Source organism: Tabrizicola sp., assembly GCF_051645465.1.
Taxonomy (GTDB): domain Bacteria; phylum Pseudomonadota; class Alphaproteobacteria; order Rhodobacterales; family Rhodobacteraceae; genus Tabrizicola.
On the sequence record NZ_JBOFBI010000394.1, the window covers coordinates 1 to 4,104 of the forward strand.

A 4,104-nucleotide genomic window follows, 5' to 3' on the forward strand; every position below is an offset into this window, starting at 1 on the left:
TCGTGTGGGTGTAGACATGGCGGAAAGCGGTCATCCGGCCGTTCTCGACCGCGCCTGCCAGCCGGGCCTGCACTGCCGGGCGATACCAGTCATGCGTCATGTCGGTCTCGCGCGACCAGATCGTCTTGACGGGCGTCCCGGCCTCGACCGCTATCCGCACCGCAAGGATCAGCGCGTCCATCTGGCCGCGCCGTCCGAAGCCCCCGCCCAGATAGGTCGGGTTGATGACCACTTGATCCGGCGACAATCCCAGATGATCCGCCACCGCAGCGCGAGCAAACGCCATGTTCTGATGCCCGATCCAGACCTCTGCCCCGTCCGTACGGACATGCACGGTCGCGTTCATCGGCTCCATCGTCGCATGCGCCAGATAGGGCACCGAATAGCTCGCCGTCACCGGCAGCTCACCGACTGTGCCCGCCTCGATCATCCATTCCGGCGCGCCTGCCAGCGCCGTCTCCTGCTCGGTCGCGATGGCGGCGCTCGACAGATCAGTGCGGCCGCCCTCCCACGTGATCGCCAATTCCTCCAGCGCGCGCGATGCCGTCCAGTAGCTGTCAGCCAGAACCGCAACCGCATCGCCAAGGTTCAGGACACGCCCAAGACCCGGTCGCGCGGTCACGCCGCTCTCGTCCACCGCGCCGACCCGCGCGCCCATCACCGGCGGCAACATCACCGCCGCATAGCCCATGCCCGGCATCGTAACATCCATGCCGAATACCGCCGTCCCGTTCACCTTTGCAGGCAGGTCGAGCCGGGTCACCGGCTGGCCGACGATGCGATAGTCCTTCGGGTCCTTCAGCGGAGGCGCCAGATCCGGCGTGAAGGCCGCCGCAGCACCCGCCAGCTCGCCAAACGTGGCGCTTTGCCCATCGGGACCAACCACCCTCCCGGCTTCCGCGCGGATCGCCGAGGCATCAACGCCCCAGGCCTCGGCCGCCGCCTGGATCAGCATCCCCTTGGCCGCAGCCCCGGCCCGGCGCATCGCATAGTGCCCGGTCAGCCGGATCGCCGTGCTGCCACCCGTCAGCTGGCCGACCGCGAACCGCGCGATCTGCAGGAAGCTGTAGTCGATGAACCGGTTCATGAAACCCGGGATCGCAGCGTCACCCAGGATATAGCCCCGGCCAAGATCGCTGTTGATGTAGGCCTCCGTCGGCGGTGCCTGCTCGATCCGGATCTGAGCCCAGTCGGCTTCCATCTCTTCGGCCAGCATCTGTGCCAGCCCCGTGCCCACACCCTGGCCCATTTCGGAATGTGGAAAGATGACCGTGACTGTGTTGTCTGGAGCAACCCGCACCCAGGTGTTCAGCACGACCTGCCCTTCGGGCGCCGCGTCTGTCATCTTCAGTCGGTTCGGCGCCAGCACGATCCCCAACGCCAGCCCCCCACCGACCAGCCCGGCAGTCGCCAGAAACCCCCGCCGCGTCCATTGTCCCAAGGTCGCCATGGCTCAGGCCTCCCGCCGCAAACGGGCCGCCAGATGCACGCCCGCGCGGATGCGCTCCTGCGTGCCACAGCGGCAGATGTTGGTGATGGCCGCGTCGATGTCACCATCCGACGGGTCCGGGGTTTCGTCCAGCAGCGCCTCGACCGCCATGATCATGCCGGACTGGCAGTACCCGCATTGCGGCACCTGCAGGTCTATCCAGGCACGCTGCACAGCACTGGCCGTAGCCCCCGTGGCGATCCCCTCGATCGTGCGCAGTTCCAGGCCCGCGACATCGCCGACCGGCAGGACACAAGTCCGCGTCGCCACCCCGTCGACATGCATCGTGCAGGCCCCGCAAGCTGCGATCCCGCAGCCGAACTTGGTCCCGGTCAACCCCAGGGTCTCGCGTACCACCCACAACACCGGCATTTCGGGGTCGACATCTACTGTGACCGGGGCCCCGTTCAACGTGAAGGAGATCGCCATGGCATCCTCACTCTCTGGTTGCATCCAGATATAATTACGACGCTCGTAATGTCCAGACTTCGGATGAAATTCTCGCCTCGCGCGCGCACGAACCGGCAAAGAGATGCCAACGAGGCCTCAGCCGCGCGGCAGACGCTCGCGGACGACACTTATGGCAAGCTCCACGGCTTCGGCAATGCCGAGTTCGCTGGTGTCGATCACCACCGCATCTTCAGCCGCCCGCAGGGGCGAAACCGCACGCGCCATGTCGCGGGCGTCCCTCTCACGCACCTCGGCCAGAACGCGGCCCTCATCCCCCCCGACCTCGAGCCAGCGGCGGTGCGCCCGGACCTCGGGGCTGGCCGTGACGTAGAGCTTCACCTCGGCTTCCGGGCAGATCACCGTGCCGATGTCGCGACCGTCGACCACTGCGCCCCCTTCGCCGCGGGCAAACCTTCGCTGAAACTCGACCAGCACGGCACGCACCTCTGGGATGGCGGCGACCCGGCTGGCGGCCTGCCCCGCCTCCAGCGTTCTTAGGTCGCCCCGTTCCAGATCCTCGGGCCGCAGCTTGCGGGCGGCTTCCGCCGGATCCCCGCCCTTCACCCCCACCGCGCGATAAAGCAGCCCGGTATCCAGATGCCGGAACCCGAAACGCTTGGCGACAGCACGGCTGATCGTGCCTTTGCCCGCCGCCGCCGGTCCATCTATCGCCACCGTGAAGATCATCACTATGTCCGCCGCCACCGAGGGCATCTTGCGTCGGATGCCTCCGGCGGGAGTATTTCGAAATGAGCAAGCCGAAAAGGGGGCTTTTGGTCTGGCGGACCGACAGAGGACCCAACGCCGCCGCGCCGTGAACAACTGCCCGAGCGACTGAAGGCAATTCAACCCAACTTTGCTGTCGCCCGGAAAGGAACCGTCAGCCCGCAGGCTTGCCGCGTCCGAGGGAGAACCAAAGCCGATACGCAGGTCAGGATCAGCCGCTTGCGCATTTGCTCAGCAACAGAGCAATTGCTCGCAGCATTAACGCGCAACTCGTTGAAATGTCACACGCCCTGCAAGAAAATCGTGCCACTTTGAAGGCATTTTCTCTTGGAATCTTTGTCTGATTATGCAAGTGTCCGCCCGCGACGTTAACTTTTCGACCACTGTCTCCGACCATCGGCCACAGCAATCGACTTCAAGCTGACGGGGCCAAGCCGCCGCATTCCGCGGGCGGTACGACAGACAGGAGACTTCACGATGGCCAAGGGCACCGTGAAATGGTTCAATGAAACCAAAGGTTACGGCTTCATCGCCCCGGAAGGCGGGAAGAAGGACGTATTTGTCCACATCACCGCGCTTGAGCGTGCGGGCCTGCGCAGCCTGAAAGATGGCCAGCCGGTCACGTTCGACATCGAAGCCGGCCGTGACGGCCGCGAATCCGCGACCAACCTCGCTTTGGCCTGAGCCCAAGCTTAGGCGAAACGGGGGGGCGGTCCGCCGCCCCCGCGATATCAGTTCATCGTGACGGCAGTCCGATCCCGCAACACGTGATCGAAGCCGATCCGGAAGCTCTCTTCCGCCACATCCTCGGGCAAGCAAACCGCCGTGCGGCGCCCCAGCGGGTAGACTGGCACATCGAACTCACGGCTCACCAACATCAGGCGCATCCGCGCGCCGCCAGCGATCAGGGTCGAGATTGCCTTCTCGGCCCCGGCGATTCCACCGAAGTCGTCACAGTCCATCACGAAGAGGTCGTAGCCCAGCGGGTCCTCAAGAACTGTGGCAACCGCATCCTCAAGATCGTCGGCAACGTCGACCTGGCTACCATAGCTTGCCAGCCGTTGACCGGTACTGCCATCGGCATGATCCGTCAAAAGCATGACACGCACACCAAGCGTGTGCGGAGCAACCTGCTGGCGGCCGGTCAGAATGAAAGTCTGCACGCGCACTCCTCCACTACCTCTTGCCAGTGTTCATGAACAATGCGGAGAGCATTCGCCCGAAAGAAGGAAACTTACAGAAAAAAGCGTTCATTTGTCGCCATATTCATGTCTGGGTTGCGCGCCCGATAGGACCATAAGCACCCTGGTTGCAAGGATGGCACTCAACATCACACATGTACTCATTTACACGCTGTTAACCTATTCTGCAGACAAATGCAGCCTTCTTGTGGGTCTCTTGCATGATTCGTCGTCGGAGCTCTGTATGAATCGTCACAC

General features: G+C 64.0%; 5 protein-coding genes. 1 reads left to right on the forward strand and 4 read right to left on the reverse strand.

From position 1 onward, the window contains the following. The 3 genes from ACRCSW_RS23960 to ACRCSW_RS23970 form a co-directional block, all read right to left on the reverse strand. Positions 1 to 1,450: molybdopterin cofactor-binding domain-containing protein (locus tag ACRCSW_RS23960; RefSeq protein WP_438708167.1), on the reverse strand; the 1,450-nt coding region annotated here is incomplete at its 3' end. A 3-nt stretch (positions 1,451 to 1,453) separates the two neighbouring features. Beyond that, positions 1,454 to 1,918, reverse strand: a complete 465-nt coding sequence (locus tag ACRCSW_RS23965) for a (2Fe-2S)-binding protein (protein WP_438708168.1) — start codon at positions 1,916 to 1,918, stop codon at positions 1,454 to 1,456. A 117-nt stretch (positions 1,919 to 2,035) separates the two neighbouring features. After that, on the reverse strand, positions 2,036 to 2,626 hold the full coding sequence (locus tag ACRCSW_RS23970) for a (d)CMP kinase (protein ID WP_438708169.1): 591 nt from the start codon (positions 2,624 to 2,626) through the stop codon (positions 2,036 to 2,038). A 516-nt stretch (positions 2,627 to 3,142) separates the two neighbouring features. Between ACRCSW_RS23970 and ACRCSW_RS23975 the strand changes: the two genes are divergently transcribed. Further along, positions 3,143 to 3,349 carry a cold-shock protein gene (locus ACRCSW_RS23975; protein ID WP_103258321.1) on the forward strand — a complete coding sequence of 69 codons (207 nt, stop codon included), beginning with the start codon at positions 3,143 to 3,145 and terminating at the stop codon, positions 3,347 to 3,349. 47 nt (positions 3,350 to 3,396) lie between these two features. Here ACRCSW_RS23975 and ACRCSW_RS23980 read toward each other — a convergent pair whose 3' ends face one another. After that, positions 3,397 to 3,828, reverse strand: a complete 432-nt coding sequence (locus tag ACRCSW_RS23980) for a hypothetical protein (protein WP_438708170.1) — start codon at positions 3,826 to 3,828, stop codon at positions 3,397 to 3,399. Positions 3,829 to 4,104: the final 276 nt, after the last annotated feature.